This is a genomic window from Pseudomonas sp. GZD-209, assembly GCF_049310485.1.
Classification (GTDB): Bacteria; Pseudomonadota; Gammaproteobacteria; order Pseudomonadales; family Pseudomonadaceae; genus Aquipseudomonas; species Aquipseudomonas sichuanensis.
This window is the reverse complement of the sequence record NZ_JBMOWQ010000183.1, coordinates 1-2,685: the sequence shown is the minus strand read 5'-3', so window position 1 is coordinate 2,685 and position 2,685 is coordinate 1. Positions and strand designations below refer to the sequence as shown.

The following is a 2,685-nucleotide window of genomic DNA, read 5'->3' as shown; positions in this document are numbered from 1 at the left end:
TTAGGGCCCCCCCCCCCCCCCGCGCGAAGAGGGGGGGTGGGGCGCCCCCCCCCCCCCCGCGATGGCGTAAACGCCGTGGTTCAGCGCCCCGCCGCCAGCCACGGCCGGCAGCTGGCGAACATGTCCAGCGACTGCTGGTAGACATCGGTGCGTACCTGCAACAGGCCAAGCATCGAGTGGAACAGGTTGTCCTGGGACAGTGGTGCGTCGCGCAGCTTGGCCAGGCAGTCGGTGTCCAGGCCGAAGTCCTGCTTGTAGCTGTCGGAGAACCAGGTCAACAGCGGCACGTGCTTCTGCTGCTCCGGCGCCATCACGTAAGGGGTGCCGTGCAGGTAGAGGTTGTATTCACCCAGCGACTCGCCGTGGTCGGACAGGTAGATCATCGCCGTGTCGACCTTGTCCTGCTTGCTGCGCAGGGTATCGATCAGCGAGCCAAGCACCTTGTCGGTATAGGCCAGGGTGTTGTCATAACCATTGATGATTTCCGCCTGGCTGCACTGGTTCAGCGCATTGCTGCGGCACACCGGGGTGAACGGCTCGCTGCCCGTCGGGTAGCGTTTGAAGTACTCGGGGCCGTGGCTGCCCATCTGGTGCAGCACCAGCACGGTGTCCTTGTCGAGGTTGTCGATCAGCTCGCCCAGGCCCTGCAGGAGGATCTCGTCGTGGCACTCGCCGTTGGCGCACAGGGCCGGATCGGTAAGGTTGCTCACGTCGATGAACTGCACGCGGTCGCAGGTGCCCTTGCAGCCGGACTGGTTGTCCCGCCACTGCACGGCCAGGCCGGCGCGCTGGAGGATATCGAGCAGGCCTTCGCGGTTCTTGGCCACGCGGGCGTCATAGTCCTTGCGGGTCATGCCGGAGAACATGCACGGCACCGACACGGCGGTTTCGGTACCGCACGAGTGCACATCGGTAAAGCTCAGCAGGCCCTGCTGTTTGGCCAGGTTCGGCGTGGTGTCGCGGGCATAGCCAAGCAGGCCGAAGTTCTCGGCGCGGGCACTTTCGCCCACCACCAGCACGGTCAGCGACTTGCGCTCATGGTGCTGCCAGGCAGCATCGCGGTGGGCATCCGTGCCGTATGGCTGGAAAGGCCGTGCCGCAGTACCCAACTGTTCGCTGACATAACCAATGGACGCACCGACGATGTTGCTCGGGGTAAGCATCAGACGCAGTTCGTGGTGGTTGCGAAACAGCGATGCAAGCCCTTGGTAGTTGACCAGTGCCACCGAGCCCAGCGCCGCCACACAGGCCCCCGCCACCACCAGTTTGCCCAGCACTTCGCGGTACCAGGGGCGATAGGCGATTTTCGCCTTCCATACCAACAGCGACGGCAGCACACCGAGCAGCACGATATACAGCGCAAACTTGATCGACAGCAGGTCGCGAACTTCCGCAACGTTGGTTTCCGCCACATTGCGGAACATGCCGGTATCGATCAGCACGCCATATTGATTCATGAAGTAGGCAACGCCCGCGCCGCTCATGAACAACAGGATCAATACCGGTTTCAACACATACTTGAATGCCAACAAGGTCAATATCAGATTGAAGGCGAACAACATCAGCACGGCGAATGCCAGCCCCAGCCACAGCCCCACCATGCCGGGCGGCACAATGGCTTGCAGGTGTTGCCAGAGGAAGGTGTTAAGGCCGATCAACAGGTAAAGGCTGGCCAGCAGCGTGACCCATTCAGTCCGCAGGGATTTGACGTTGAGCATGGCATTCGCAGGTAGAGTTCATGAGCGGCCAGGGTGCCCGGGCGGGCACCTTGGGAAGTTGGCCGAACTCTAAGAAGGCTAGCATCAATTTTTTGTGAAAAACTTGGTAACAATTGGTCGGAATGCAGTTTTCACCAATTAAACAAGTTTCATTCAGCGTTTATTCAGCCGGCAGACGCAGCTTGGCGTAGGGCTCACGGTCGATGTCCAGCACCTCCACGCACAGCTGGATATCCAGCCCGGCCTCGGCAGGGATCGCCTCCTGCAGCACAGCGAGCAGGCTGCCCGACAACTGCTGTTTCACCTGCTCCGAGCGCCCGCTGAGGATCGCCAGGCGGACATGGGCGAAGGCACGCTCACCCGGTGCCGTGCCCACCCGGTACTTGGCGAAGGCCTGGGCGCGGCTCTTGATGTCGGCTTCGTCGGCAAACTGGCCGCTGCCCACCAGGGCGTGGTTAAGGCGCAACAGCAGCAGGTCGACGTTGAGTTCGCCCAGGTTGTCGCTGTATTCCAGGTTCAGGTGAGGCATGGCGCAGGTTCCGGTCAAGGGAGGGTGTGCGACAGCCTAACCCAGTCCCCCATCGGGGCAAAGGCGGCTATCCTCATGGTTCAGGCCCGTTCGCCAACCCTGAAAGAGGTGAAGAAATGCCAGTTCCGCACGATTTGCTCGCAGACCTGCACGTTAGCGCCGACCAGTTCCAGGCCCTGATCGACAAGAATCAGGACCTGCACAAGCTGCACAAGGACTACAACGCCAAGGACAAGGAAGTGGTGGCTGCCGAAGGCAACGGCAGCGCCGATGACAAGGTCAACCTGTTACGCAAGGAGCGGCTGCTGATCAAGGACAAGATCGAACGGATCATCCATCCGCCCAAGTCCTGAACGGTAAACCCTTCAAAATGATCGCGGGGCAAGCCCGCTCCCCCACCCCGTGGGTTCTTTCTGGGGGGGGGGTTTTTCCCCTCAG

Annotated in this window: 3 protein-coding genes; 1 reads left to right on the top strand and 2 read right to left on the bottom strand. The window is 61.5% G+C overall.

Features of this window, described 5'->3' with window-relative positions; all coding sequences use genetic code 11:
* Nucleotides 1–80 precede the first annotated feature (80 nt).
* Together ACO6VM_RS19960 and ACO6VM_RS19955 are read right to left on the bottom strand one after the other, a co-directional pair.
* The gene (locus ACO6VM_RS19960) at nt 81–1,718 is read right to left on the bottom strand and encodes a phosphoethanolamine transferase (RefSeq protein WP_422403711.1); all 1,638 of its coding nucleotides are present in this window, start codon (nt 1,716–1,718) and stop codon (nt 81–83) included.
* 160 nt (nt 1,719–1,878) lie between these two features.
* Nucleotides 1,879–2,247 carry a 5-carboxymethyl-2-hydroxymuconate Delta-isomerase gene (locus ACO6VM_RS19955; protein ID WP_422403710.1) on the bottom strand — a complete coding sequence of 123 codons (369 nt, stop codon included), beginning with the start codon at nt 2,245–2,247 and terminating at the stop codon, nt 1,879–1,881.
* A gap of 116 nt (nt 2,248–2,363) precedes the next feature.
* Between ACO6VM_RS19955 and ACO6VM_RS19950 the strand changes: the two genes are divergently transcribed.
* Nucleotides 2,364–2,600, top strand: coding sequence for a YdcH family protein (locus tag ACO6VM_RS19950; RefSeq protein WP_401057675.1), 237 nt, complete (start codon nt 2,364–2,366; stop codon nt 2,598–2,600).
* Nucleotides 2,601–2,685 lie beyond the last annotated feature (85 nt).